Here is a 24,351-nt window from a genome sequence, read left to right as displayed (position 1 = left end):
GGGGATTTAAATGATTAGTGACCCGTACCATTAATGGCTTTGGTCATATCTTCCACCACTTTCTTGGCATCACCGAAGATCATCATGGTCTTGTCGTTATAGAACAAGTCATTGTCCAGACCTGCATAACCGGTCGCCATTGAACGTTTGATTACCATAATAGTACGTGCTTTATGCGCTTCCAGAATCGGCATGCCATAAATCGGCGATGTTGGATCATCTTTGGCTGCCGGGTTGACAACGTCGTTTGCACCAATCACCAGCACCACATCCGTTGCCGGGAAGTCAGAGTTGATTTCATCCATCTCTAAAATATCTTCATAGGGTACGTCAGCTTCAGCCAGCAATACGTTCATATGACCTGGCATACGACCTGCCACCGGATGAATTGCAAAACGTACGGTTACGCCCTGCTCTTTTAAGATGTTCGCAAGTTCTTTGACCGCATTCTGTGCACGACCTTGCGCCATACCATAACCCGGTACAATCACCACGCTGTCCGCATTTGACATGAGGAAGCCCGCATCATCTGCTGAACCAGAACGGTGGTTACGTGGCGCTTTATCGCCTGCATCAGCTGCTGCAACCGCTGTACCGCCCATTGCGCCACCAAACAGAACGTTGATGATTGAACGGTTCATGGCTTTACACATGATATAAGACAGAATCGCACCTGAAGAACCGACCAGTGAACCCGCCACAATCAGCATGTTGTTTTCAAGCGTGAAACCAATCCCTGCTGCAGCCCAACCAGAGAATGAGTTGAGTAGCGAGACCACCACCGGCATATCACCACCGCCGACAGGTGCAATCCAGACCCAGCCAAAGATCAGTGCAAGTGCTGTCATTGCCCAGAATGCGGTCATATTCCCTGTTGAGAAGAACATGAAACCAAACACCAACATGGCAATAAAGATGATGGCCTGAACAGGTTTTACCCATGCGCCAGAAATGGTTTTTGCCCATTTCTTCGCAGCCAGTTTTCCATAAGCAAAGACTGATGCTGTAAAGGTAATTGCACCGACAAAACAACCCACGAACAGTTCAAATAAATGAACACGGCTCATTTCATGGAAATTGACACCATTGGCCGCCAACAGGTCTGGACCGAGTTCAATCAGTTTGTTGTTATGAATAATTGCAGCAATCGCAATCAAGACCGCAGCCAGACCCACCAATGAGTGCATCAGCGCCACAGTTTCTGGCATTTGGGTCATAGGGACAGTACGCGCACGGGCAATACCCACCACCGCACCTGCTACCATTGCGCCCACAATCATCCACACCACAGGATTATCTGCAACAAAGAAGGTGGTCAATACTGCAATCGCCATGGCGATCATACCGTAACGGTTACCTTGGATTGCAGTTTTAGGACCTGATAAACCACGTAGCGTCAGGATAAAAAGAACGGCACCAATCAGGTAGAACCAATCCGCATATTCTCGAATCATTTCCATGAATTAACCCTCTTTTTTCTTTTGCTTAGGTTTAAACATTTCCAGCATACGAGCAGTCACGGCAAAGCCACCGAAAATGTTAATGCTCGCCAGGAATACTGCAATTGCGCCAAGTACGCTCACCACGTTAATGGTCTGGAAATCCACGCTGCCTTCAACGCCGATCACCGGCAGACCAACAGTCTGGATCATTGCACCGACAATAATGATCGATGACAAGGCATTGGTGACCGCCATCAACGGCGTATGCAATGCTGGCGTTACCCCCCACACCACGTAGTAACCTACGAAAATGGCAAGGACAAAAATCGTAATTGTTTCAACCATGAGTCTTCTCCTTAACCACGTTTCAGCAGCACTTGGCCGGCATGAGTGACAAGTAGGGCTTTTTGAATTTCTTCTTCTGGATTCAGGACAAAATTCTTATCGGCATCAAACAGCGTTTCGACAAAATTAAACACGTTACGTGCATATAAAGCCGATGCTTCAGTCGATACAGTCGAAGGAATATTGGGAATACCGAGAATTTTGACGCCGTTTTCAGTATGTACGGTTTCACCGCATTTCGAACCTTCAACGTTACCGCCCGATTCCACTGCCATATCTAAAATGACTGAACCCGGTTTCATTTTCGCAACTGTTTCAGCACGGATTAAACGCGGTGCATCACGGCCGGGTAAAAGCGCTGTGGTAATCACAATGTCAGCATTTGATACGGCTTTATCCACAATGGCAGCCTGATCGCGGATGTATTCCTCACCCGGCATCCAGCCATAACCATTCTTGGCCGCATCCGCCGCTTTTTGCTGCTCTTCGGCTGACATCGGCACATCCAGCCATTTACCGCCCAATGATTCCACTTGGTCTTTTGCTGTTGGACGCAAGTCTGTGGCTTCCACAATAGCGCCTAAGCGTTTTGCAGTGGCAATGGCTTGCAGACCCGCGACCCCGACGCCCATGATCACCACACGGGCCGGTTTGACCGTCCCCGCAGCCGTCATTAGCATCGGGAACATGCGCTGGTATTCAGCCGCAGCCAAAAGCACCGATTTGTATCCTGCAAGGTTGGCTTGAGAAGACAAGACATCCATATTCTGCGCACGAGACAAGGTCCGTGGCAAAAGTTCCAATGCAAATGCAGACACGTTCTGTGCCGCAAATTGGTCAAGCTCAGTATTACGGTAAGGATCAAACATCGCCACGATGGCGGTGTTCGGATTGAGTTTTTGAATTTCCTCACCTTTCGGTGCACGAACTTTTAAAATCAATTGACTGCCGGTGTAGGCATCATCCGTAATTTTGGCACCAACTTGTTCATAGGCACTATCGATATAGGCAGCTTTAAGCCCTGCACTACGTTCGATAATCACGCTATGTCCTGCGCTGATCAATTTCTTTACTGTCTCTGGCGTCGCAGCGACGCGATTTTCACCGACAACAGTTTCGGCTGGAATTCCGATCTGCATGAGCGTTCCTCAAGCTAATTTTTCTTAAGTAAACATCGCTTAAACGATGCTTCCCCTCAGGATGTGTTCTTGTTGAATTTTTGGATTCTAATCAAACTGTTTGAAATTACTACCTACTATTTATTTAATAAATGCCTATATATTGAACTGATGATTCATAAAAATGTTGCTGTACTGGTGCGTGGCTTACATACGCCAAATATTTATATTTGATTATTTTATAAACGATATTCATTTACCTGAATGAAAACCTGAAAATGCGCTCGGCTGATAAGCCGCCTACTTGAGATTTCTTTTGTTACATTGATCTTTCTGACCAAAATTCCTGTTTTGGTTCTTTAGGCTACCCGTTTCTGAATAGGTCTCTCTGCTAAGGACAGCGGCACTTTAGCTTTCCAAGTTTTCTAAATTTGACTTTATTGACAAATAAAGAACTTATTCCCGATAAGCTATCTGATCTGTAAAGTAATACCTTTTATTCAATTTAGTTATGATTTAGCACCCATCGAGCTAGGGTTGAATTGATGGATGTGACACAACGAGATCTGTGGGTCTAAGGGTCACTTATCTCTAAAATGATCAGACCAAGAGGAACAAAAATCTTGCTGACCATTTATTATATTAATGTCATAAACCGAATAAGTGACTAAAATAAAGTTTATGCACCATATCTGCGCATAAAATGAGAGCCATTATTTAATTTTTTTCATTTTCAGGGGATTTTCCGTTCTTTCTTTGTCCTATGCATTGTAATAAAGCCAACTATTGATCAAAAATCTGGCAACCTGATCATTCCTGACTGGTTTTCTAATTCAAGTCCTGTGTAATCCTTGCGATCTAAGATCTTTTCATTGAGTCATTGTAATATTTTTCTACTTTTAAAGCCTAAAGTTCTCACTTATAGTGCCTTTCATTCCTGCATCAATGCGCTGCTTGTTTTAAATTCTCCTCGGCTTAGATAAGGTTGCTGCTATGAACACGCCCCTCGATATCAGTCAAAACAAGCCCTTATTATGGCTGATGGCGATTGCCTGTGGTTTATGTGCCGGCGCCAACTATTATTGCCAGCCACTGATTTCATCGATTCAGCAATATTATCAGGTGCCGGAATCACAAGTGGCGCTCACCGTTACCTTTGCTCAAATCTCTTATGCATTAGGCCTGCTGTTTATTGTACCTTTGGGCGATATGCTGAATAAAACCAAGCTGATTCCCTTTCTCATGCTGGGTGCAGCTGCAGGTTTATTTATTTGTGCCAGTGCGATAAACCTGCCGATGCTGTGGGTTGGCACCATCATTGCCGGACTGTTTTCCGTGGCGGCACAGATCCTGATTCCCCTGGCCACCATGGCAGTCAAACCGGAAAAAACTGGAGAAGTGGTGGGTTTCCTGATGAGCGGCTTGCTGGTCGGTATTCTGCTCTCGACCAGTATTGCGGGATTATTGTCCGACCTGTTTCACTGGAAAATGATCTATATCGTCAGTGGCATCAGCATGCTGGCTTTAAGTTTTTATCTACGAGGAAAATTACCGAGTCTGCCACGTCTAAGAATCAGCTATACAGCGATTTTCAAATCTATGGCGAGCTTATTAACACATGAACCACGACTGGTCTTGCGCTCTCTTACCGGTGCCTGTGCTTTTGCCGCCATGAGCATGCTGTTCTCGACCATTGCCCTGCTGCTGACCCAAGAACCTTTCCAGCTTTCTGATGTCATGGTCGGTCTGGTGACACTGGTTGGTGTCTTTGGCGCATTGTCGACTCAATTCATTGGTAAATGGGCCGATCGGGGCCATATCAAAACCTTGAGCTGGATTGGCTGTTCGATCCTGATTGGGAGCTGGCTGTTCCTATATTTTGGTGCGGTATCGCTGCTGAGCTATATTCTGGGCTATGGACTGATTAATCTGGGGTTGGCGATTACGCATAGCTGTAATCAGAATGTGATTTTCCGCCTGCGCCCCGATGCCAAATCACGGGTCAATTCACTGTATATGACCCTGTATTTTATTGGCGGTGCCTGTGGTTCAGCCTTAGGGGTTTATGCCTGGCATCATGGGGGCTGGAGCATGACCTGTATGGCAGGACTCGGGCTGGCCCTAGGCGCTACCCTATTCGCCTTACTGGATCAATGGCATCACGCCCGGACAGCAGCCTAGATGCTTAACTATACTTAGCTGACTTGAGCCGCTGGATAGAAAGGTTTATTTAAATCTAGAGCAACTGAATTTTCCAATAAAATACAGATAAAGACCGGCAGCAAAGCGGCCAGAATCCGGCAGCTTTCCTCGAGTGACTTGTGATTCAGGGAACTATGATAGGTAACTCCGCCCTGCATGAGCTGATGATGTAATGTATATAAACGACGAAACACCCCGACTAAAATTTCGACAGAATTTCGCTCATTTAAAGCATGCTGTATGATTTTTTTCTGTGTTTCCAGTTCAGCATTACAGCTTTCCAGACTAATTTTCTGGTGACGATAATCCCAAAAACTTTGTTCCATATAGGGGTTCACTAAGAGTGAGTGGATTGGCTGACTGTACTTTTCCCAGACAATATGATTAATCTTCTGGTCCAGATCATTTTGGCAAAGTATTTCTAGAAATTGACGCAGCTTATCCTTTCCCTGAACCCGATCATCCTCTTCTGCATAAATAGCCTGAAAACCAATCCATAGACTGATGAATTTAAAATCCAGATCTTGATCCAAGTCTAGCGCTTTTTTAAACCAGCCTAAGCCACGATGAATTTTTAAGTTAAAATGTGCTGAATTTTGTGCTTTATGGCTTTTATAAATCTCCTCCAATAACAGCATAATTATTCTCCTTATTTCTATCATTTTTTATATTGGTGTTTCTACTATCAAAATATACCATTCTGGAATGACTTGGAATTCTAATTTTATTTCTTGTTTTATGTCCTGGACTTACTGGCTTGACTCAAGTTCGCCGGGTCGTTCTGCTGATTTTATGCTAGTATTACGCCCTCTTTTTTTGCGATGTTGGCCTAGCGAGCTTGGGCAAAAAAAATAATCTTTGGGTGATTTATTCATCCCTTCTTCTTCCATTTCGTTAAGGCATAATTTTGAATGACTGATCTGACCACCATTGAAAATAAACTTCAACCACGAATCAGTGTTGCCCCGATGATGGATTGGACCACCAAAGACTATCGCTTCTTTGCCCGTCTGTTTAACCCAAATGTGATTATGTACACTGAAATGGTCACCACAGGTGCCATCATTTATGGGGATGCCAAACGGCATTTGGACTTTAACACCGAAGAACAGCCGATCGTGCTACAACTTGGTGGCTCGAATCCTAAAGATCTCGCGATCTGTACCAAGATGGCACAGGATTGGGGTTATAACGAAGTCAATTTAAATGTGGGTTGCCCGAGTGACCGGGTACAGAATAATAAAATTGGGGCCTGCCTCATGGCTGAACCCGATTTAGTCGCGGAATGTATTGCTGAAATGCAGCATGCGGTGGATATTCCAGTGACTGTAAAACACCGGATCGGGATTGATGATATGCAGTCTTATGAAGAAATGCTGCATTTTGTCGATACCGTGGCTAAAACCGGCTGCAATAATTTTATCGTACACGCGCGCATTGCCTTATTAAAAGGTCTATCGCCTAAAGAAAACCGCGATGTGCCGCCCCTGCGTTATGAAGATGTTTATCGCCTGAAGCAGGATCGTCCTGATCTGCTGATTGAAATCAATGGCGGGATCAAGACCTATGCCGAAACGCTGGAACATCTCAAACATGTCGATGGCGTGATGATTGGTCGCGAAGCCTATCATAATCCGTACTTATTGGCTGAACTGGGCCAATTGTGGAATCTGGATGCACCTGATCGTTTCGAGATCATGCAACAAATGCTGCCTTATATTGCCCAGCGCATGGCAGAAGGTGCACCATTGTCAATTATTAGCCGTCATATTTTAGGACTGTTCCAGAACTTGCCGGGTGCACGTAAATGGCGTCAGGCACTAAGCGGTGGCAATGCCAAAACCTTGAAAGATGTGGAAACTGCGCTGTTTAATATTCAAGAAGCAATGCAACGTACTGAAGACTATGTGCGTGAACATCAGCAAGTTGAATCCTAAAGAATTTAAAAGTTTAATCGATATAAAAAAGCACCGATCATCGGTGCTTTTTTATAGAGATGAGCGAAGACGTTATTGAGTATATGCGGTGATATTACCGACCGGAACCGGTTCTTCCTGATAAGAAACACCTTGAAATTCTGGCTCGGCAATGGGTGTGACCAGAGAACCGCGCTCATGCTCTTTTGACTCATCTACAGGTTCCAGGTCATCTAAGGCTGCAGCCAGCTGCTGTAACTCCCGATCCAGTTGCTGCCGGTATTGCTCTATTTCAATTTCATCAATAAAAGCAAAGGCATCCTCTTCGATCGCCCACCTATAGCCTCCATCGACCTTAAAAATTTTGACATTGACCGGATATGCCTCCCCCTGATAATTCAGATGAGAAATCGCTTTAAATTGATTACCCTGCCGCTGGACAATTTTGACCTTCTGCACAGTAAAACGATAGCGTTGATAATCCTGATTGGAATTAAATTCCTGTTGCATCTGCGCTTGAATATTTCTGGCCAATTCATCCATCGAGACAAAGTAACTGCATCCAGCCAGACAGGCGATCATCCATAACACAATGATTGTTCTCATAGCGCCTCCTTCTTTTTCTTTCCTGTTCCTGCTTATAGCTGATATATGCAGTATTGTTATGCTTGCTTATTCTGTGACCTATTTTATGCTTTTTTGAAAAAACAAGAAATAAGCAGTGCATGAATCATGACTAAATTATTTAAGATTTCTACAGCTTTTTGAATAAATGATAAAAATTTACTCATAAAAAAGCCCTGAGTCTAACAGGGCTTTTTTTTTGTGAAGATTCTTTTAAAAATCGTCATCACTGGATGGATCACGATGCAAGGCATCATGAATTGCTTCGATCAGTTGCTGGGCAATTTCCTGCTTGGAGGCTTTTTCCAGATCACGTTTATCCATCTGATACTGTTCGGCAAAGAATACGGTCATGGCATTTTCATCCGACGCAAAACCGATATCGGCACGTGAGACATCATTGCAGGCAATCATATCCAGTTTTTTCGCGACCAGTTTGCCCGCGGCATATTCTTCAATATTGCGGGTTTCCGCCGCAAAACCGACCATAAATGGACGTTTCTCTTGCTGGGCAATAGTCGCCACAATATCCGGATTTTTCACAAGCGCCACATTCAGCTCATCGCCAGATTTTTTAATTTTGTGTTCTGCAACTTCGGCCACGCGGTAATCCGCCACCGCAGCAGTTGCAATAAAAATATCACAGCCATCTTCCAGCATCTGCATGCTTTCATTGAGCATTTTTACGGCAGAACTGACATTTTTGCGTTTGACACCATTTGGTGTATCCAGAGTCACTGGCCCTGCAATCAGGGTCACATCTGCCCCAGCGGCATAACAGGCAGCTGCCAGAGCAAAGCCCATTTTACCGGTACTGTGATTGGAAATATAACGTACCGGATCAATCGCTTCACGGGTTGGACCGGCGGTGATGGTGACACGTTTACCCGCAAGCTGACCAAATTTTTCTGCGATCGCACGCTGTGCTTGATGGAAATATTCTGTGACTTGTCGTGCCAGATCTTCCGGCTCAGGCATACGGCCTAAACCCACATCGCCACAGGCTTGAGATCCGGCATCCGGCATGATCACATGCACACCATCTTCAATTAAAGTGGCCAAGTTGCGTTGTGTTGGCTTAGCTGCCCACATTTGCTGGTTCATGGCAGGCGCTACCCAGACCGGTGCTTTGGTCGCCAGATATAAAGTACTGAGCAAATCATCTGCCAGACCTGCTGCAAACTTTGCCAAGGTGTCACAACTTGCAGGTGCAACCAGTAACAGATCCGCCCAACGTGCCAGCTCGATATGCCCCATACCTGCTTCCGCTTCAGGATCCAGTAATGCCGTATGGACCGGATTGCCTGATAAGGCTTGAAACGTTAAAGGTGTAATAAAAGCCTGTGCTCCTTGGGTCATCACCACCCGCACATTAAATCCGGCATCTTTCAGACGACGAACCAGAATCGCACTTTTATAGGCAGCAATGCCGCCAGTCACAGCTAAAATGATATTTTTATGAGGAATTACACTTACGTCGAAGCTCACAAACAGGCTACCTTTCTGTTGCAGTGGGGCTCACAATAGCATTAAATAAGGGCATTCCCAAGAGATCTGCTTCAGGGAAAACTCATAATTCATAATAAATAAGTCTAATAACTATGCAATTTTCTATTAAAAACTGGCCTGAACAAGAACGCCCGCGCGAACGCTTAATTCAATATGGTGCAGAAAGTTTATCCGATGCCGAACTACTGGCAATTTTCCTGCGTTCCGGCTCACAGCAACATTCCGCAGTCGAACTTGCCCGACTCTTGATTCAGCATTTCGGTCATCTCACTGCCTTACTGGATGCACCCTTAGAGGACGTCAGTCGCTTTCATGGCATGGGCATTAGCAAATATACCCAGCTCATGGCGGTCAAGGAATTAGGACGGCGTTATATTTCCGAACATCTGAAACAGGATGCACTGGAGCTCAATAATTCCAAACGGTTACGGGATTATTTACGTTTTGAACTGCTCGGTGAAACTCAGGAAGTGTTTGCAGTGCTGTGTCTGGATGCCAGTTTAAGAAAAATCAGCTTTAAAAAACTGTTTTATGGCTCGGTGAATGCATGTGATATTTCGATTAATCAATTACTGCGCTATGCAATTACCCAGCAGGCAACCTCGATTGTAATTGCGCATAATCACCCACTCGGCCGGGCCTATCCATCTCCAGCAGATCTGCATCTGACTCGTCAGATTCAGCAAGCCTGTCAACTGGTCGATATTTATTTAATCGACCACTGTATCATTGCCCTAGAGGGCAGTTTTTCTTTTGCCGAGCAGCAACTCATTCAACCCGAAATACACAGGTGATTAGCACTTGACAAAGCTGGCACAAGTCAAGAAGATCATGAAAAAACTGTGATGATTCCAATAAATGATTGTACGTGACCAGCCAAGTCTTTTTAAATTGCTGTTTTCCTGGCGAGGTACAATTTTGCCGAAAGTTTTGCCACCTTTAGGCGTAGTGATGTTGATCTCGGCCATTATCGGTGGCTTGTCACATATTGGCTCTTTTCATTTTCCAGAATTACCCCTGGTCGGCTTTACCCTGATTGGAGTGGTACTGTCGATCTTTCTCGGATTTAAGAATTCGGCCTGTTATGACCGCTGGTGGGAAGCCCGCAAACTCTGGGGTATTCTAATTGCCAATTCACGACATTTTGACCGGGATTGCCGGATGCTGTCTCAAGGTCGCCGTGAACGTGTGATTCAGCACGTGATTGTCTTTGCCAATGTTCTCCGTGACCGGCTACGCCATCAGACAGCCAATCCGACCGAACTGGTTGAAACCAGCGGCATGAGCCAGCAAGCGGTGACCCAGCTCTATCAACAGGCCAACGCGCCGCAATATACCTTAAGCCTGATTCAATGGGAGTTAATGCAGGCACTCAAAGAAGGTGAAATCTCAGACATCATCTATATGCAGATGAATAATCACGTGGCAGAACTAAGTATTGTCCAGACTGGTTGCGACCGGATTGCGACAACGCCTTTGCCTTTTGCCTATTCGGTCTTGCTGAATCGTACCGTCTATTTTTTCTGTTTTATTTTGCCTTTTAGCCTGGGTTCAACATTGGGTTTATTTACGCCTTTGCTGGTCGGAATTTTGGCTTATACCTTTTTAGGACTAGATGCCTTAAGCTCAGAAATTGAAGAACCTTTTGGCACGCAAAGTAATGATTTGCCACTGGACTCAATGGTGCGTACCATTGAAATTGAACTCTTAGGCACGCTGGGCAAACCAACCCCACCACCGATTCAGGCCAAAGATCATAACCTACTGTAATTTATTCTTCTCTTGCCCTTTTCTATCAGCAAAGGGCACTTCTGCTTTGCAAGAACAAAGTTCGAGTAAAGCACTCAATCAACAAAACTCTCCCAAATCCCGACTTGTCCCGGTTTTAGGCTCGGCACATTCCCGAGTCTGATCCATGGCATATGGTCGCCATGAAAGTCACTGCCAATCGAAACTTTCAGACGATGCTCCGCAATCATCCGATCGACCATCTGGCGAGTAGAACTTGGATCTACCGCTGGCGGCAGTTCAACGGCGTCGCCACCAAACTTGGCAAAGATCTCGATCAGGTAACGAATGTTGGTTGCAGATAGGTCATATTTGGTCGGATGTGCCAGCACTGCAAAACCGCCACTTTCATGAATCACCTGAACCGTGTCTTCAAGACTCAAGCCATCAAATTTGACATAGGCTTTCTTACCTTCCTTGATGTACTTATCAAAAGCCTGTTGCGGGCGAGTCACAATGCCCTTTTCTACTAAGGTTTTGGCAATATGCGTCCGTGTTACCCGATCAGGGATATTATCGACTTTGACCAGTACATCGGCATAAATATCCTGACCAATTAAAGGAATCAGTAAGTCACAGATCTGTTTCGAGCGTTCCGCCCTGATTTTCTTCTGCTGATTGAGGGCTTTTTGTAAAGGCTCAGGATTTTGCATATCCAATGCAACAATATGCACGCCATAATTTTTCTTGGTGGCTGGACGTGACCACTGGCTGGAGATTTCCACCCCAGAAATGATCTTAATCTCATGATTTTTAGCGGCTTCTTGTGCCAGTTCCAGGCCATCCATAGTGTCGTGATCTGTCAATGCCAAAGTATGCACCGATTTCTCTACGGCAGCCTCGACCAATTGCTGTGGAGTTAAAGTTCCATCAGAAATATTGCTATGTGTATGTAAATCTACGCCGTGCATCTCTATACTATGACATTTATTTAATCAGATTTAGATACTCTAACATGAAAGCACTTTTAGACTTTGTGCCACTCATTATTTTCTTTTATTTATATAAGACTGTAGATCCAAAAGACACTGACCATCAACTTTTGCAATTGATCGGTTCTGCGGGGGGTGTCGACAATAATAATATTCTTGTGGCAACCACTGGTCTGATTATTGCTATGCTGGTGGTCTATGGTGCGTTATTTGTCATGCAAAAATTCCGCCTGGATAAGCAGCAATGGATTGTACTGTTTATGACCGTGATTTTTGGTGGGATCACTCTGATGCTGAGCGACGATTTCTATATCCGTTTAAAGGCGGTATTGCTGAATCTGGTCTTTGCGGGCGTATTCCTGCTGTCGCCTTGGTTTAGTAAAGATAAAAAGCCACTGATTCAGCGTCTGTTTGGCCCGGTTTTCAACTTAAGTGAAAAAGGCTGGATCAAACTGAACTATGCCTGGGTCGCCATGTTTGCACTGATGTCATTTTTACATACCTTCTTTGCCTACTTGTGGCTGGATGGAAAATATTGGGGCGAATTCACGGCATTCGGTGACATGATCGTGATGTTTTCCTTTATCATTATCCAGTTTATTGTATTGCGTAAATACTTTAAGACTGCTGAATAAATCCAACTACAAACGATTGAGAATCATCATGCCATTATTTGTCGTTAGCTGTACCGATCAGGAAGGTACAGTGGAGAAACGTCTTGCCATTCGTCCACAACATCTTGCCCGCTTGCAAAAGCTGAATGATGAAGGCCGTCTGATTGTTGCAGGCGCGATGCCGAAAGATCCGAGTAATCCACAAGCCGGCTTTTATGGCAGTACCATCATTGTCGATTTTGACAGCCGTGAAGACCTGGATACCTGGCTAGAGGATGAACCCTTCCTGAAAGAAGGTGTATATGCACAGATTGATGTGAAACCGTTTAACAAAGCATTCCCTCAAGGATAAGGTTTATGCGTGTTGTTCTTGCCAGTGTTATTGGCCTCTGTTGTACCTTTCATTCTGTATGGGCAGTAGAAGTTGCCACAGTTCAGACAACACCGAACAGTGTCGCCGCCGCCGCTGTACAAGCTGCAGTCGCACCCCCCACTGCTACGCCAAAACCTGCAATCATCCCTGTGGCTGCAACAGCATCTCAAGCCCTTCCGGCAACTGGAAATAAGCCACTGACTGCTGAAGAACTCGCCAGAAATAAAGCTCAGCAAGATGCCAAAGTAAAAGCCTTGGTGAAAGATCAGGCGACACGTCTGCAACAGCTGGAAAAAGCCAATCTGGAAGCGTTAGCACAAAATCAGGAACTACAGCTCAGAAATGACAATCTTGGCGTGCAAGTACAGGTTTTACAAAGCGAACGCAGTGCGCAGATGTTCCTGTATGGTGCTGCCACGTTGGCCGTGGGCGTTTTGCTGGGCTTTCTGATTGCCAGTTACGTTTATACCAAACGTCGCCGTCAATGGTAATCTATTCCCCTTTCGGACTTATTTAAGGTTGTAGTCGTTTTGTCGCATGCAATTCAAACCGCCGATCTCGATTGGCAATTGGTGGATGGCATTGAAGTGCCTGTCTCTAAACAGTTTGGCGATGTTTATTTTTCTAAAGACAATGGTTTGCTGGAAACCCGCCATGTTTTTTTAAATGGCAATGACCTGCCGACCCGCCTGACTGACTTAAAACCGTTTGAATATTTTTGTGTGGGCGAAACCGGCTTTGGCACAGGACTGAATATTCTGGCGTTATGGCAGCTCTGGCAGCAGACCCGTCCGGACAATCACAGTCATTTGCATGCGATTTCAGTGGAGAAATTTCCGCTCTCTAAACCCGATCTGATTCGCGCTTTAAATGTCTGGCCTGAACTCAAGCCATTGGCAGATCAACTGATTTCCCAATATCCGATGCCAATTGCAGGCTGCCACCGTTTAAGCTTCCCTGAACAACGTTTCTCAATCGACTTGTGGCTTGGAGATGCCCATGATGTATTTCCCATCATGGAAAAAACCGCACCTGTGAATGCATGGTTTCTGGATGGTTTTGCGCCGTCTTGTAATCCAGACATGTGGGAAGAAAATGTTTTAAATAATATTGTGCGTTTATCCGAGATCGGCACCACTTTCGCTTCTTTTAGTGTCGCAGGTGTCCTGAAACGTGGCCTAAAGAATCATGGGATTTCTATTTCACGTCCAAGAGGTTTTGGACATAAACGTGAAATGCTCAAAGCCATCTGGAAGCTATCTGAACCAGCCAATTCGGGTGCAGATCAGGATATTACTCAAAAAAAAACAGCATTAAATCCTGAGCTTGAATTTAACGTACGCCAGATTGCGGTTATTGGCGCCGGAATCGCAGGTTTAAGTACTGCCTGGGCCTTTGCACAGCGTGGCCACCAAGTCACGATTTACGATCAATCAGCGCCACTTGCTGGTGGCTCTGGTAATCCGCTTGCGCTACTGAACCCAAAACTCTGCCCGATTGAGCAGAGTGCAGAACATTTAATGACCTTGGCTTGGCAACATGCCCTGACTCATTATGCAAAATTCAAAGCCTTTCGACCGATTCAGGTCAGTCAATTGGCACTCAAACATCCCGAGACTCTTTTAAGTCTGGCAGATGAATATCCAGCACATATTTTTTCAGTGCAAACGGCGGATGAGCAGAAACTGCATACTGAATATTCAAGTTTAAAACTTTTAGCAGCAGGAACTATTTCTCCGCATCAATTGCGTGATGAAATTTTACAGCATCCGAATATTAAATATATCCAAGCAAAAATCACCAAAATTGAGCAGCTATCTCAACCCGAACTTTTTGAAAATGAAAATTGTTTGGGTCAGTTTGATCATGCGCTGGTTTGTAGCGCGCGCGAGACAGCACAATTCTTTGAGCATTATCCGGCACTCAAGCCAATTCGTGGACAAGTGAGCTGGCTAAACAATAGCACTCAGCCTTTAAGCAAAGACACTGCTTATAACTACGGTGGTTATTGTATGCAACTGGATGATACACATTTAATTCTCGGTGCATCTTTCCATCCCGGCCGGGAGGATACAGAGGTGCTCCCAGAAGATCATGCACATAATCATGAGCTGCTCCAGAGCGTCTTTCCAGATTATGCCGAGTCATTAGCACCGATGGACACCTGGCATGGCCGTGCAGCGCTACGTGCCCAAAGTCAGGATTACTTTCCTTTACTCGGTAAAATGCAGCCTGAACAGGAAATTTATAGTTTTGCCGGTCTAGGCTCCAAAGGTTTTTTATTTGCACCCCTTTGTAGTGAAATTCTGGTCGCCCAGATTCTGGGTGAAGCCTGTCCTGTTCCAGCAAGTCTGGTTAAAAAACTCAGCGTGAGCCGCTTTCAAAAGAAAGTAAAAACCAAGAAGCCTTATTTTAAGCCACAAATTTAATTACCCTTTTGCATGAATCCCTCTAAGTCCCCCTTTTTTAAAGGGGGACTTTTTTATACTTTTATGAATAAATAGAATGCCTGTAGCTCCTCCCTTTAGAAAAGGGAGGTTGGGAGGGATTAAATTTCAGCCAATAAAAAAGCGCCTTGCGGCGCTTTTTTTTAACAGAATGCTTATGCACCCTGTTCAAGCGGTAAGCCTGCATCACGGGCGGCACGAGTACCCCCCATCAGAATGACATATTCACGTGAACTGTCAAAACCCTCTAGTTTTTCAGCAGCACGTGGAGCTTTACTACCCCCACCACACAAGATGTAAATGGGTTGATCCGCTGACACCTGAGTTAGGCTCTCTGCTGAAAGATCGTTAATGGGCTGATTTACCGCCCCTTTCACGTGTGCTTCAGCAAAAGCACTTGTATCGCGTACATCCCAGATAATTGCATTTTCTGGGAACTCAAATGTTGTAATTTCTTGTTTACGGATCATTGCGCACTCCTTTGATGTAAACAACACTTGGCAAATGAAGAAAACATCCCTAGCATCTCAGATATTCTTTCCATTTGTAAAGGTCTAAACCATGCCTTCTTTCGATATTGTTTCTGAATTAGAAATTTTTGAAGTAAATCATGCAGTTCAAAACACACAAAAAGAAATTGCGACCCGCTTTGACTTCCGCGGTCAGGACGTTTCTATTGAACTGAATGAAAAAAACAAGGAAATCAAGATTTCGACTGAAAGTGATTTCCAGTGTGAACAAGTGTATAGCATGCTCGAAAGTCATTTCTTTAAACGCAAAGTCGATATTCAGGCCCTTGATCCACAGAAAATGACGGCTTCTGGTAAAAACGTGATTCAGGTAATCAAACTCAAAGACGGTCTTGACTCTGATACCGCAAAAAAAATCAATAAAGCCATTAAAGAAAGCGGCATTAAAGCGCAATCTTCTATTCAGGGTGACAAGATTCGTGTAACGGACAAGAAGCGCGACACTTTGCAACAAGTGATGACCTTCTTAAAAGAACAGCAATTTGGTTTGCCTTTACAGTTCAATAACTTTAAAGATTAAGACCGTACAGTGTCTTAAAGAAGGAATTATGACGCATCGCAATCGACTGACCAAACTGGTAAAAGCTACTTCCAGACTACCTCAAGCTATTCGTAGTACTTTATTGAGTAAAACCTTTGGCCGGATTATTCCCATGGTAGGTTCTGCCAAAATTCGCTATGTAGAACTCAGTGGGGAAAAAGTGGTGGTCACAATCGCCAACCATAAAGTCATGCAAAACCATATTGGTCAGGTACATGCCTGCGCCATGGCCTTAGTGGCAGAAACTGCGACCGGCTTTGTGACAGCAATGAATGTGCCGGATACCGCGATTGTATTAATCAAAAGTTTGAAGATTGATTTTAAACGTCCGACCAAAGGCGCCATGACTGCAGTCGCTACCTTGACGCCGGAGCAACAAGCACTCATGCAAAGCTCCGATAAAGGCGAAACATTGGTTCAGGTCACGGTCACGGATGAATCCGGAGAAACGCCGATTCAATGTGAAATGCTCTGGGCCTGGATTGCCAAAGATCAGCTCAAGCAATCATAATTCTTTCTAAGCAAGAAAAATCCCAGAGATCATCTCTGGGATTTTTTTATATCTCATTCAATCATTGGGCTGCTTGAGACTCTAAAAACTTCTGTTTGGCTTCCTCTGGAATCAGACGCTTATTGCCTTTTACATCGACTGCGACAAAGGTAAATACCCCTTCTGTGACACGAATCGGCGCACGTGAATCATCATGACTGTCCCAGACTTCAATTTCCATCTGAATAGAGGTCTTGCCAACTTTTAAAATCTGGGTATAACAGCTAATGACATCCCCGACTTTCACTGGAACCAGAAAGGTCATCTGGTTAATCGAAATCGTGGCACAACGTCCCTTTGAAAATCGTTCTGCGTGAATCGCGCCTGCCAAGTCCATTTGTGAAACGATCCAGCCACCAAACACATCACCGCTCCAGTTGGTATCTGCAGGCATTGCGATCGTTTGTAGGGAAAGAATCCCCTCTGGTTTTACTTGAGAATCTGACACATTCACTCCAGGCATTTGAATTAGGGTTGGGTATTTAACTGCTGATCAAGCCATTTTTGTAGTTCGCTTGATCGTAATGCACCGCTTATTCTAGCAATTTCGTTGCTTTTATTCATCAACACCAGCGTCGGAATACTGCGAACATTAAATGCTGAACTTAAGCGCGGATTCGCTTCGGTATCAATTTTTGCAAAAACCACGTTTGGATATTGCTGCGCGACAGTCGCAAAATGCGGTGCCATCATTTTACAGGGGCCACACCATTCTGCCCAGAGATCAATCAAAATGGGCAAGTCACTATGGGTGACAAACTGGCTGAAATTCTGCTCATTTAATTCAATTGGGGCCAATGGAATCAGGGCCTGATGACATTGACCACAGGCAGGGTTGGCGGTGAGTTTATCTTCAGGAACACGATTTTTGGCCTGACATTCTGGGCATACAATAATCATCTAGCGTACTCCAATATGTTGATGTAGGAATTCTAATTGGGTTGAAACGGCTTTTTCAAACCATTCACCATGATAAATATCAAAATGCCGGATATTCCACTCCTGATATTGTACAAACGGTGCAAGATTGGTCACGGTTTCGCGACTGGATTCAATCGGAATTAAACTATCCAGTTTTGCTGCAATAAACAGCACAGGAATGGTGATTTTTCTAACTTGCTGAATCGGGCGATAACGCATTAAATTAAAAAAGACCCGCGCAGGAATTTGACCACTCCAATAATAATCCGGATTCACAATCGACAGATAACCCTCGTAGCTGTCCTGTGTCGGCATAAAACACAGCTCGTAAGGATCGACCACCGGCAAGGTTTTGGGCTGCATACCGACCTTGCTTCCCATATAGTCCTGACTAGAAACCTTAAGTGCCTTGGGGAGTTGCTGCAAAGGATAAAGCCTGGCACTTTCAGCCCCATCGACAAAAGGCACCTGTACCATTGCGGCCTGAATATTTTTCAGTTCTGCTGCCAGGGTGAGTACATGCCCTCCGCTTAAGGCAGTTCCCCAGAGCACGATCCGTTGACTGTCAATCGACTTACGTGCCTGAATATGCTTGATCATGGTTCGCCAGTCATCCAGCTGGGCAGAAATCGAGACCAGCTCACGCGGTCGCCCGGTACTGCCGCCCCAATAGCGATAATCGAATAACACCACCGCATAGCCGGCACTGGCAAAATGCTGGGCATAGTGCACCAGTTTAAATTGACGTAAGGCCGCCAGACCATGGGCCATCAAGATCACGGCCGGTTTTTCTATATTTTTAGGCCGATAAAAATCTGCAGCAATCACATCCTGACCGCTTTTTACATACAGTGGCTCAACTGTATAAGCCTGCATACGCGCTCCATTGCGTTATCTTATGGTGATCATCATTTATAAAAATTTCACAACAGCTTCAGCATGTTTTCCGCTTAATGCTATCATAAAGCATATCGATATAAATGAAATGATGGAGTGGCGTCATGAGCGAAAATGTAGGTTTTGCTGGTCAAATTGGTCCAGAACACGTAACTCAAGTGGTTGAGAAAGGTTTTAAATCGATTATCAACAACCGTCCGGACATGGAAGGTGGTTCCGAGCAGCCAACCAGTGCACAAATCGAGGAAGCTGCACGTAATGCCGGTCTGGATTATGTATTCCAGCCAGTAGTAGCCGGTCAGATTACTGAGCTTGATGTACGCACTTTTGCCAATCATTATAATGAGTTGCCAAAACCGATCTTGATGTTCTGTCGTACTGGAAACCGCTCGAATAATTTATATCAGCTGGCAAAACAGATGGACCTGCTGGATGACTAAGTTGTTTTGGAAAGGTGTGGTATTGGTAACCTGTTTTAGCTGTATTACACCTGTTTTTGCTGCACAAGAGCTTAGCCGTGCACTGACCTCTACGGTGAGTGTTACAGGGCAAATGACCACCAACAAGTTTCAGCAATTGATGCAACAGGGTTTTAAATCTGTGATTGTCAATCGCCCGGACCAGGAACAAGGCAATCAGGTCAAGGTTGGACAGCTACGTTCAATTGCTGAAAAGTCTCAAGTCAGTGTTATTTATCAACCCATCATGAGTGGTCAAATTTCTCAGGCCAATATTGAGGAGTTTGCTCGATCTTATAATGAGCTGCCAAAGCCGATTTTGATGGTCTGCCGTAGCGGTACACGTTCAGCCGCTTTGTTCAATCAGGCGAAATCTCAAGGATTGATTCATGAATAAAATCTTAGTGGTGTTATGTTTAAGTTTGACCTTTGTTGGCTGTAGTTCAATGAATTTGAAGCCGACTGTGGGTGTAAGCGTGGGAACTACTCTATAAGGTTCTGAGCAAATGAGAATGGCGCTCTTTGCGCCATTTTTTTTATATGATAATCTTCAAATAGTAAAACTATATTCTTTATATAATTATTTTGGGGTAAAACATGAAGTTTAATAAAAGTGTGCTTGTTATCACTTTAGCAGGTTTTTTAGCTGCATGTGGGGGCGGTGGTTATTATGATAATACCTCTACAAATGGAGAAAATACTATTGATCCATCAGAAACGCCGTCAACAGCAGATCAACAAAAAGTTTTTAATGCTTTAAAAGTGGAAGCAGCTTCTTTATTTGGTCAAGCTAATTCTGAAAAAAAGGGCTATATTGATCACGCCTTAGATACCTATGCTGAAAGTGTATTAAAAATTTCACAAGATATTCGCAATGTGAATATTACTGCCTTTAAAAATACGCATCGTTTAGAGAAATGTTTTGCAAACAGCACAACTGATTTCCGCGCATGCTATGTATTCAAAGGAAATGAAATTAGAAATTTACTTGGCAGTAAATACGATGGGTGGGACTTTGAAATTGATAAAGGAATCAATGCAGCAGGCGTTGCCTATGATGATTTGACCAATATTCGTCTAAAGTCAGATGATATTCTACCAGATTTAAATAGCTACTATGGTGAAACCTATTTATTTGTGTTTGAAAATGAAAATCCTCTAAAAAACTTACAAGATATTACGATTGCTGGTGCATTTTCATATCCATTTAAACAAACACAAGGTCTTCAAAAACGCTTTATTCTCATTAACCAAGAAACAAGTGATTTCAAAATTGATGTAACAAAAAGAATTCCAACTGAAGTGACGAATGAAGAAGGCGAGCCTGAAATTGTTTGGGAAGATCAAGTGACCACAATGGGTGCCTTAAGTATTTATAAAGTCCCTAAAACTGCTGATCAAAGTGAATACTATGTGACGGAAGCAGGTTCGGGCTTTAATACACTGATTAATGACAATACCAATGTCGCGTATGCTGAGCCTGTAAATTTCAAAATTGAATCTACACATGGTGATAAACCTAGTACATACAAAATCTTAAATAATATTGAAACACTTAACTTACCAAGTGTTTCAATTGCGGGTACACGTGTTGAGCATGAAGCACCTACACTGAATGCGAAAGAATTTGTTGGGAGTATTTATTTACAAGGTCCAAATATTTTGAACTTTAAAGCATCAACACTTAATTCAGTATTGACGTTTAATCATCTTATTAACGAAGTTCAATATCAAGGAACATCAACCAATACTACAGGTGGTGTAACAACCAATATTACTTCTCCAAAAAATGTAAAATATTAATGTAAAGATTTAATAAAAGCCCTCTTTTATAGAGGGTTTTTTTGTATATTGGAATTAAGAATACAAATTTTGAAAAAGTCTAGATATGTACGACCTCATCATTATTGGCGCAGGCACTGCAGGGATCAGTGCTTATAACGAAGCCATCAAATACACCCAAAATATTTTAATTATTAATGACGGCCCATGGGATACAACCTGTGCACGTGTCGGCTGTATGCCAAGCAAACTTCTGATTTCATCTGCAAATCGCATGCATGACATTCAATCCGCGAAAGACCTCGCTTTACAACATGATGCTGTAGTAGATACTTCAGGTGTGATGCAACGTCTACATAGCTTAAGAGAACGTTTCATTCGCGCAACCCTAAAAGGCGTTGATCGATGGGAGGCTTCACATAAAATTTCTGGTCATGCAACGTTTATTGATGCCCATACAGTTGAAGTCAATGGACAAGCTTATCAGGCTAAAAGCTTCATTATTGCGGTTGGTTCACGACCTAATATCGATAAAACATTCAAGGAAGAATTAGGAGATAAATATCTAACTTCTGATGAGATATTTGAACTTTCTCAATTACCCAAGTCTTTAGCAGTGATCGGAAGCGGTGTGATTGCCATTGAACTGGCACAAGCCATGCAACGACTGGGCGTAGACACTACCCTGTTCGCTCGTAGCCAAAAAGTAGGTGCCTTAACCAGTCCAGTCTTACAAAAGCTGGCACAGGAGCAATTGAGTAAAGAACTCAATATCAAGTTCAAAATCTTGCCAGATCAAGTTAAAAAACAAGCTGATCATATCCAGATTAATTTTACTGAAAATGATCAAGCTCAAACTATTCAAGTTGAATATATTTTGGGTGCTACAGGCCGTCAGACTAATCTGGATCGCTTGGGTTTAAATCAGTTAGATCCTAATTTTGCTGATATCAAAAAATTGCCTATCAATAAAAAAACCAAACAACTCGCAGATATGCCGATATTTATAGTGGGTGATGCCGCACCTGATGCCCCCATTCAGCACGAAGCTGCTCATGCTGGTAAAGAAGTGGTTCATAACTGTTTAAATTATCCCGAGATTAAACCGATTCCCGCACTCACCCCACTGGCAATCGTATTCTCTCACCCGGAAATGGCGATTATCGGGCAAAGTTTTAAACAGTTAGAACAGCAAAATATTGAGTTTATTCGAGGATTTGCCTCCTATGAAAATCAAGGACGTGCACTGGTTCTTGCTGAAAATAAAGGTGGTATTGAAGTTTATATTGATAAAAAATCAGGCAAATTATTAGGCGCAGAACTCTTCTGTTCACAAGCTGAACATCTTGGCCATCTTCTGGCCTGGACCATTGATGCCGATCAGGATATTCATCAAATCCTGGCAAAACCTTTTTATCACCCAACACTGGAAGAAGGTCTCAGATCTGCTCTTAAACATGCTCGTCGTCAATTTGATGCATTGTAAGTGTTTGCTGACGCTCATTGAGTACATTAATCAAACGGTAACTGTGCGCAACTAAGCGATCTAACCAACGCTGAGCAGCCAATAACTCAAAAGTTTTGGCTGCATTCAGCTGATACGTTGAGGCATAAATATTAGTTTTTTCACGTAATTCGCTACGATGCTGTTTACTCCACTGTTTTAGATGTCCCATTTCAATATACAGTTGGCTCAAATCTTCAGATGAGCGAGTATCTAGCATGCTATTTCCAGCATTTTCCAGAATCTGGATAAAATCCAAGGCAAGTTGATGAATCGCGGGTTGGGTACGAATACTCACAACATGCTTTAGATTTTCCAAATCACTACGCAACACTTTCAGATAAACCATCATCCTTAATAAGCTAAACAGCCGACTTTGATCAGTGCTATTTTCAGGCACAACAATTTTTTCTAAATAATCCTGTAATTTGTAAATTAATTCGTCTTGCTGTTTTAATTCATTGGCCGAAACCAATTCTGCTGACTTGATGGCTTTTAGAATCCAGGAATATTGGGTCAATATGGTTTTAAAGATCACTTGTTCTGCCGTATTAATTGCGACCGCAGGCACTGCCAAACTGGCTTCATCCAAGGCCTGTAATAATGAATCTTCATGTGCCGGAATATATTTCACCAACAGCTGTTCAAAGGGGCGAATCAATGGCATAAAAAATAAGGCACCAAATACACTGAAGGCTGTATGAAAAGCTGCCACAATGACCACATGATCCCAACCAGATAAAAAATACTGTGGTTGATACAGCCATAAAAACAAGGGAACCAAAATACAAAATGCAAAAATTGCACTCACGACATTAAAACAGACATGCACAGCAGCAGTTCGTTTTGCATTGGCATTTGCACCGATGGCTGCCAGTACTGCAGTTGCAACGGTTCCAATATTCTGACCAATGACGAGCACAAGCGCTTGATCGAGCTGAATCGCCTGACTTGCTAATGCAGCAAGTGTCGCTGTAATGGCGGCACTAGAGGACTGCAAAATCACAGTCATGACCAAACCGAAAAGCACCAATAACAGTTTGGCAGCAAAACTTTCGGTCGAGAAAATTGAAAGATCGAGATGTTCTGCGACACCTGACATTGCTACTTGAAGCAAATCAATTCCAAAGAAAATCAGGCCGAATCCCGCAAGCGCCAAGCCGGTAAGCGCTGTACGTCCATGTGCTAATATTTTAAGTAAAGCGCCTATGGCAATAAGAGGCAAAGCCACTTGTCCAATAGAAAACTTTAAACCTAAAAAAGCCACAATCCAGCCAGTACTGGTTGTACCGATATTGGCGCCAATAATTACACCAATGGCTTGCGAAAAAGAGAGTACGCCTGCACTGACAAAGCCAATGGTTGCTAGAGTCGTGGCTGTGGAGGATTGCACAATCAAGGTCAAGGCAATACCTGAAGTCATTGCTTTAAAAGGAGAACCAGTAAACCGACCTAACCATTGTCTTAATGTTTCACCTGCAATATCTTTAAGGCTCTCGGTCATTAAAGTCATACCAAGCAAAAATAAACCGATTCCACCACAGAGCTGTGTAAATACCTCAAACACGCAGATTCCTAGACTTTAAATTTTAATGATTAAAACATAATCAGGCTGATTTAAAAACAGCAAATAACCTTGAGTAAATTCAGAATATTATTTTTACTATATTTAATTTTGCTATAAACTCCCACACACAAAAAAACACCCCCTGCTCATGCAGGGGGTGTTTCGAATAATGAGCTGGCGATGACTTACTCTCACATGGGTAACCCCACACTACCATCAGCGCAAAGAGGTTTCACTTCTGAGTTCGGGAAGGGATCAGGTGGTTCACTCTTGCTATTGTCGCCAGCACAA

At 43.7% G+C, this 24,351-nt stretch carries 27 protein-coding genes and 1 rRNA gene; 15 read left to right on the top strand and 13 right to left on the bottom strand.

The annotated features are described in order from the left end of the window. Window positions 1-14: 14 nt before the first annotated feature. From FTT75_RS10850 to FTT75_RS10840, 3 genes are read right to left on the bottom strand one after another with little or no spacing between them, the layout of a single operon-like run. Window positions 15-1,460 (bottom strand): NAD(P)(+) transhydrogenase (Re/Si-specific) subunit beta, encoded by a 1,446-nt coding sequence (locus FTT75_RS10850; RefSeq protein WP_180186407.1) that lies wholly within the window; start codon window positions 1,458-1,460, stop codon window positions 15-17. A gap of 3 nt (window positions 1,461-1,463) precedes the next feature. After that, window positions 1,464-1,787: a proton-translocating transhydrogenase family protein gene (locus tag FTT75_RS10845; protein ID WP_004281642.1), complete on the bottom strand. Its 324-nt coding sequence runs from the start codon at window positions 1,785-1,787 to the stop codon at window positions 1,464-1,466. A gap of 11 nt (window positions 1,788-1,798) precedes the next feature. Then, window positions 1,799-2,926 carry a Re/Si-specific NAD(P)(+) transhydrogenase subunit alpha gene (locus FTT75_RS10840; RefSeq protein WP_180186406.1) on the bottom strand — a complete coding sequence of 376 codons (1,128 nt, stop codon included), beginning with the start codon at window positions 2,924-2,926 and terminating at the stop codon, window positions 1,799-1,801. A gap of 69 nt (window positions 2,927-2,995) precedes the next feature. Here FTT75_RS10840 and FTT75_RS10835 point away from each other — a divergent pair, with 69 nt between their 5' ends. Further along, window positions 2,996-3,139, top strand: a complete 144-nt coding sequence (locus FTT75_RS10835) for a hypothetical protein (RefSeq protein WP_228127723.1) — start codon at window positions 2,996-2,998, stop codon at window positions 3,137-3,139. A 759-nt stretch (window positions 3,140-3,898) separates the two neighbouring features. Continuing rightward, window positions 3,899-5,086, top strand: a complete 1,188-nt coding sequence (locus FTT75_RS10830; protein WP_005168640.1) for an MFS transporter — start codon at window positions 3,899-3,901, stop codon at window positions 5,084-5,086. A 14-nt stretch (window positions 5,087-5,100) separates the two neighbouring features. On the opposite strand, the gene FTT75_RS10825 is transcribed toward FTT75_RS10830, so the two are convergent. After that, window positions 5,101-5,745, bottom strand: coding sequence for a hypothetical protein (locus FTT75_RS10825; RefSeq protein WP_179999656.1), 645 nt, complete (start codon window positions 5,743-5,745; stop codon window positions 5,101-5,103). 273 nt (window positions 5,746-6,018) lie between these two features. Between FTT75_RS10825 and dusA the strand changes: the two genes are divergently transcribed. Further along, complete coding sequence (gene dusA, locus FTT75_RS10820) at window positions 6,019-7,044, top strand: tRNA dihydrouridine(20/20a) synthase DusA (RefSeq protein WP_005098100.1); 1,026 nt, start codon at window positions 6,019-6,021, stop codon at window positions 7,042-7,044. Between the two features lie 72 nt (window positions 7,045-7,116). Here dusA and FTT75_RS10815 read toward each other — a convergent pair whose 3' ends face one another. Together FTT75_RS10815 and coaBC are read right to left on the bottom strand one after the other, a co-directional pair. Continuing rightward, entirely contained in the window at window positions 7,117-7,629 is a 513-nt protein-coding gene (locus FTT75_RS10815) for a hypothetical protein (RefSeq protein ID WP_180075584.1), read from the bottom strand. Window positions 7,630-7,860: 231 nt separating this feature from the next. Continuing rightward, window positions 7,861-9,135, bottom strand: a complete 1,275-nt coding sequence (gene coaBC / locus FTT75_RS10810) for a bifunctional phosphopantothenoylcysteine decarboxylase/phosphopantothenate--cysteine ligase CoaBC (RefSeq protein WP_005098105.1) — start codon at window positions 9,133-9,135, stop codon at window positions 7,861-7,863. A 113-nt stretch (window positions 9,136-9,248) separates the two neighbouring features. Between coaBC and radC the strand changes: the two genes are divergently transcribed. Both radC and FTT75_RS10800 read left to right on the top strand, forming a co-directional pair. Further along, on the top strand, window positions 9,249-9,950 hold the full coding sequence (gene radC, locus FTT75_RS10805) for a DNA repair protein RadC (protein WP_100357998.1): 702 nt from the start codon (window positions 9,249-9,251) through the stop codon (window positions 9,948-9,950). 64 nt (window positions 9,951-10,014) lie between these two features. Continuing rightward, on the top strand, window positions 10,015-10,926 hold the full coding sequence (locus FTT75_RS10800; protein ID WP_005168648.1) for a bestrophin family protein: 912 nt from the start codon (window positions 10,015-10,017) through the stop codon (window positions 10,924-10,926). Between the two features lie 74 nt (window positions 10,927-11,000). Here FTT75_RS10800 and FTT75_RS10795 read toward each other — a convergent pair whose 3' ends face one another. Further along, the gene (locus FTT75_RS10795; protein WP_180075585.1) at window positions 11,001-11,855 is read right to left on the bottom strand and encodes a PHP domain-containing protein; all 855 of its coding nucleotides are present in this window, start codon (window positions 11,853-11,855) and stop codon (window positions 11,001-11,003) included. Between the two features lie 44 nt (window positions 11,856-11,899). Here FTT75_RS10795 and FTT75_RS10790 point away from each other — a divergent pair, with 44 nt between their 5' ends. The 4 genes from FTT75_RS10790 to mnmC are packed head-to-tail and all read left to right on the top strand — an operon-like array spanning window position 11,900 to window position 15,292. After that, on the top strand, window positions 11,900-12,511 hold the full coding sequence (locus FTT75_RS10790; protein WP_005168649.1) for a septation protein IspZ: 612 nt from the start codon (window positions 11,900-11,902) through the stop codon (window positions 12,509-12,511). Window positions 12,512-12,539: 28 nt separating this feature from the next. Further along, on the top strand, window positions 12,540-12,842 hold the full coding sequence (locus FTT75_RS10785; protein WP_005098111.1) for a YciI family protein: 303 nt from the start codon (window positions 12,540-12,542) through the stop codon (window positions 12,840-12,842). A gap of 5 nt (window positions 12,843-12,847) precedes the next feature. Beyond that, the gene (locus tag FTT75_RS10780; protein WP_100329844.1) at window positions 12,848-13,354 is read left to right on the top strand and encodes a hypothetical protein; all 507 of its coding nucleotides are present in this window, start codon (window positions 12,848-12,850) and stop codon (window positions 13,352-13,354) included. Between the two features lie 39 nt (window positions 13,355-13,393). Continuing rightward, on the top strand, window positions 13,394-15,292 hold the full coding sequence (gene mnmC, locus FTT75_RS10775; protein WP_180186405.1) for an FAD-dependent 5-carboxymethylaminomethyl-2-thiouridine(34) oxidoreductase MnmC: 1,899 nt from the start codon (window positions 13,394-13,396) through the stop codon (window positions 15,290-15,292). Window positions 15,293-15,465: 173 nt separating this feature from the next. Here the strand turns inward: mnmC and FTT75_RS10770 are convergent, their stop codons facing one another. Continuing rightward, complete coding sequence (locus FTT75_RS10770) at window positions 15,466-15,780, bottom strand: rhodanese-like domain-containing protein (protein ID WP_005098114.1); 315 nt, start codon at window positions 15,778-15,780, stop codon at window positions 15,466-15,468. A 91-nt stretch (window positions 15,781-15,871) separates the two neighbouring features. Here FTT75_RS10770 and FTT75_RS10765 point away from each other — a divergent pair, with 91 nt between their 5' ends. Both FTT75_RS10765 and FTT75_RS10760 read left to right on the top strand, forming a co-directional pair. Then, a complete protein-coding gene (locus FTT75_RS10765) occupies window positions 15,872-16,360 on the top strand; it encodes a YajQ family cyclic di-GMP-binding protein (protein WP_005098115.1) in 489 nt (162 codons plus the stop codon). 28 nt (window positions 16,361-16,388) lie between these two features. After that, entirely contained in the window at window positions 16,389-16,892 is a 504-nt protein-coding gene (locus FTT75_RS10760) for a DUF4442 domain-containing protein (RefSeq protein WP_159138799.1), read from the top strand. Window positions 16,893-16,953: 61 nt separating this feature from the next. On the opposite strand, the gene FTT75_RS10755 is transcribed toward FTT75_RS10760, so the two are convergent. From FTT75_RS10755 to FTT75_RS10745, 3 genes are read right to left on the bottom strand one after another with little or no spacing between them, the layout of a single operon-like run. Then, window positions 16,954-17,394, bottom strand: coding sequence for an acyl-CoA thioesterase (locus tag FTT75_RS10755; protein WP_218944670.1), 441 nt, complete (start codon window positions 17,392-17,394; stop codon window positions 16,954-16,956). A 5-nt stretch (window positions 17,395-17,399) separates the two neighbouring features. Next, window positions 17,400-17,831 (bottom strand): thioredoxin TrxC, encoded by a 432-nt coding sequence (gene trxC / locus FTT75_RS10750; protein WP_005098120.1) that lies wholly within the window; start codon window positions 17,829-17,831, stop codon window positions 17,400-17,402. Beyond that, window positions 17,832-18,728, bottom strand: coding sequence for an alpha/beta hydrolase (locus tag FTT75_RS10745; protein ID WP_005168660.1), 897 nt, complete (start codon window positions 18,726-18,728; stop codon window positions 17,832-17,834). It lies immediately after the preceding gene. A 125-nt stretch (window positions 18,729-18,853) separates the two neighbouring features. On the opposite strand from FTT75_RS10745, the gene FTT75_RS10740 reads away from it, so the two are divergent. From FTT75_RS10740 to FTT75_RS10725, 4 genes are all read left to right on the top strand, one after another. Beyond that, window positions 18,854-19,189, top strand: coding sequence for a TIGR01244 family sulfur transferase (locus tag FTT75_RS10740; protein WP_004281596.1), 336 nt, complete (start codon window positions 18,854-18,856; stop codon window positions 19,187-19,189). Next, a complete protein-coding gene (locus tag FTT75_RS10735; protein WP_180186404.1) occupies window positions 19,182-19,604 on the top strand; it encodes a beta-lactamase hydrolase domain-containing protein in 423 nt (140 codons plus the stop codon). The genes FTT75_RS10740 and FTT75_RS10735 overlap by 8 nt, the downstream gene beginning before the upstream one ends. 200 nt (window positions 19,605-19,804) lie before the next feature. After that, entirely contained in the window at window positions 19,805-21,010 is a 1,206-nt protein-coding gene (locus FTT75_RS10730; protein ID WP_180186403.1) for a hypothetical protein, read from the top strand. 85 nt (window positions 21,011-21,095) lie between these two features. Next, the gene (locus FTT75_RS10725) at window positions 21,096-22,475 is read left to right on the top strand and encodes a dihydrolipoyl dehydrogenase (RefSeq protein ID WP_180186402.1); all 1,380 of its coding nucleotides are present in this window, start codon (window positions 21,096-21,098) and stop codon (window positions 22,473-22,475) included. On the opposite strand, the gene FTT75_RS10720 is transcribed toward FTT75_RS10725, so the two are convergent. Then, window positions 22,441-24,060: a Na/Pi cotransporter family protein gene (locus tag FTT75_RS10720; RefSeq protein WP_005168665.1), complete on the bottom strand. Its 1,620-nt coding sequence runs from the start codon at window positions 24,058-24,060 to the stop codon at window positions 22,441-22,443. The genes FTT75_RS10725 and FTT75_RS10720 overlap by 35 nt on opposite strands. Before the next feature lie 172 nt (window positions 24,061-24,232). Next, window positions 24,233-24,347, bottom strand: a 5S ribosomal RNA gene (rrf, locus tag FTT75_RS10715). Between the last annotated feature and the right edge of the window lie 4 nt (window positions 24,348-24,351).

The organism is Acinetobacter sp. YH01008 (genome assembly GCF_013420435.1).
Lineage (GTDB): Bacteria > Pseudomonadota > Gammaproteobacteria > Pseudomonadales > Moraxellaceae > Acinetobacter > Acinetobacter pseudolwoffii.
The sequence above is the reverse complement of the archived record's forward strand: the minus strand, read 5'-3'. Positions and strand labels throughout refer to the sequence as shown.

Bases quoted from the DNA above. Each gene is read 5' to 3' on its own strand.
- FTT75_RS10850 (WP_180186407.1), bottom strand. From the start codon at position 1,460: ATGGAAATGATTCGAGAATATGCGGATTGGTTCTACCTGATTGGTGCC.
- FTT75_RS10845 (WP_004281642.1), bottom strand. From the start codon at position 1,787: ATGGTTGAAACAATTACGATTTTTGTCCTTGCCATTTTCGTAGGTTAC.
- FTT75_RS10840 (WP_180186406.1), bottom strand. From the start codon at position 2,926: ATGCAGATCGGAATTCCAGCCGAAACTGTTGTCGGTGAAAATCGCGTC.
- FTT75_RS10830 (WP_005168640.1), top strand. From the start codon at position 3,899: ATGAACACGCCCCTCGATATCAGTCAAAACAAGCCCTTATTATGGCTG.
- FTT75_RS10825 (WP_179999656.1), bottom strand. From the start codon at position 5,745: ATGCTGTTATTGGAGGAGATTTATAAAAGCCATAAAGCACAAAATTCA.
- dusA (WP_005098100.1), top strand. From the start codon at position 6,019: ATGACTGATCTGACCACCATTGAAAATAAACTTCAACCACGAATCAGT.
- FTT75_RS10815 (WP_180075584.1), bottom strand. From the start codon at position 7,629: ATGAGAACAATCATTGTGTTATGGATGATCGCCTGTCTGGCTGGATGC.
- radC (WP_100357998.1), top strand. From the start codon at position 9,249: ATGCAATTTTCTATTAAAAACTGGCCTGAACAAGAACGCCCGCGCGAA.
- FTT75_RS10800 (WP_005168648.1), top strand. From the start codon at position 10,015: ATGATTGTACGTGACCAGCCAAGTCTTTTTAAATTGCTGTTTTCCTGG.
- FTT75_RS10795 (WP_180075585.1), bottom strand. From the start codon at position 11,855: ATGCACGGCGTAGATTTACATACACATAGCAATATTTCTGATGGAACT.
- FTT75_RS10790 (WP_005168649.1), top strand. From the start codon at position 11,900: ATGAAAGCACTTTTAGACTTTGTGCCACTCATTATTTTCTTTTATTTA.
- FTT75_RS10785 (WP_005098111.1), top strand. From the start codon at position 12,540: ATGCCATTATTTGTCGTTAGCTGTACCGATCAGGAAGGTACAGTGGAG.
- FTT75_RS10780 (WP_100329844.1), top strand. From the start codon at position 12,848: ATGCGTGTTGTTCTTGCCAGTGTTATTGGCCTCTGTTGTACCTTTCAT.
- FTT75_RS10770 (WP_005098114.1), bottom strand. From the start codon at position 15,780: ATGATCCGTAAACAAGAAATTACAACATTTGAGTTCCCAGAAAATGCA.
- FTT75_RS10765 (WP_005098115.1), top strand. From the start codon at position 15,872: ATGCCTTCTTTCGATATTGTTTCTGAATTAGAAATTTTTGAAGTAAAT.
- FTT75_RS10760 (WP_159138799.1), top strand. From the start codon at position 16,389: ATGACGCATCGCAATCGACTGACCAAACTGGTAAAAGCTACTTCCAGA.
- FTT75_RS10755 (WP_218944670.1), bottom strand. From the start codon at position 17,394: ATGCCTGGAGTGAATGTGTCAGATTCTCAAGTAAAACCAGAGGGGATT.
- trxC (WP_005098120.1), bottom strand. From the start codon at position 17,831: ATGATTATTGTATGCCCAGAATGTCAGGCCAAAAATCGTGTTCCTGAA.
- FTT75_RS10745 (WP_005168660.1), bottom strand. From the start codon at position 18,728: ATGCAGGCTTATACAGTTGAGCCACTGTATGTAAAAAGCGGTCAGGAT.
- FTT75_RS10740 (WP_004281596.1), top strand. From the start codon at position 18,854: ATGAGCGAAAATGTAGGTTTTGCTGGTCAAATTGGTCCAGAACACGTA.
- FTT75_RS10735 (WP_180186404.1), top strand. From the start codon at position 19,182: ATGACTAAGTTGTTTTGGAAAGGTGTGGTATTGGTAACCTGTTTTAGC.
- FTT75_RS10730 (WP_180186403.1), top strand. From the start codon at position 19,805: ATGAAGTTTAATAAAAGTGTGCTTGTTATCACTTTAGCAGGTTTTTTA.
- FTT75_RS10725 (WP_180186402.1), top strand. From the start codon at position 21,096: ATGTACGACCTCATCATTATTGGCGCAGGCACTGCAGGGATCAGTGCT.